Raw genomic sequence first — 527 nt, 5'->3', positions numbered from 1 at the left:
CGCCCGCCTCCGCCCACGGCGTGCCATGCAGCCCCGCGCCCACGGCGGCCGTCATCAGCGCGTGGTAGCTGGGATGGAACTCCACCTCGTCGATGCGACGCCCGAAGCGGTCGTGCGTGTGCAGCACGGGCGTGTGCACGTTGGCCAGGCGCGCATGCTGCTGCATCTGCGCCGTGCCCACCTCGCGACCCAGCGCCTGCAGCGGTGCAAGTTCCAGCGTCGGCGCGTTGAAGCGCAGGGCGTCCTGCAGGCCGCGGTTCGTGGCGAACAGGTCGTAGTCGACCAGCGGCTCGGGCTGGTTGAAGACCTCGTGCGTGACAAAGGGGTTCATGCCTGCCTCCTGGCCTCCTGGCCTCGTGGTGCCGGTTGCGGGGCCGGCGCTCCGGCCGGGTCGGGATCAGCGCGTCAGACCAGCTTGACCAGCTGCTTGCCGAAGTTCTTGCCCTTCAGCAGCCCCAGGAAAGCCTCGGGCGCCTTCTCGATGCCCTCCGCGATGGACTCGCGCGGGCGCAGCTTGCCGGTGGCGA

2 pseudogenes are annotated in these 527 nt (G+C 70.6%); both read right to left on the bottom strand.

The window, feature by feature from the left end:
• Window positions 1–331 (bottom strand): annotated as a pseudogene (locus tag NS331_RS24105) (DNA alkylation response protein); the annotation flags it as partial.
• A gap of 74 nt (window positions 332–405) precedes the next feature.
• A pseudogene (locus NS331_RS27280) lies at window positions 406–527 on the bottom strand (NADP-dependent oxidoreductase); the annotation flags it as partial.

This window comes from Pseudacidovorax intermedius (genome assembly GCF_001476815.1).
Classification (GTDB): Bacteria; Pseudomonadota; Gammaproteobacteria; order Burkholderiales; family Burkholderiaceae_C; genus Xenophilus; species Xenophilus intermedius_A.
The sequence above is the reverse complement of the archived record's forward strand: the minus strand, read 5'-3'. Positions and strand labels throughout refer to the sequence as shown.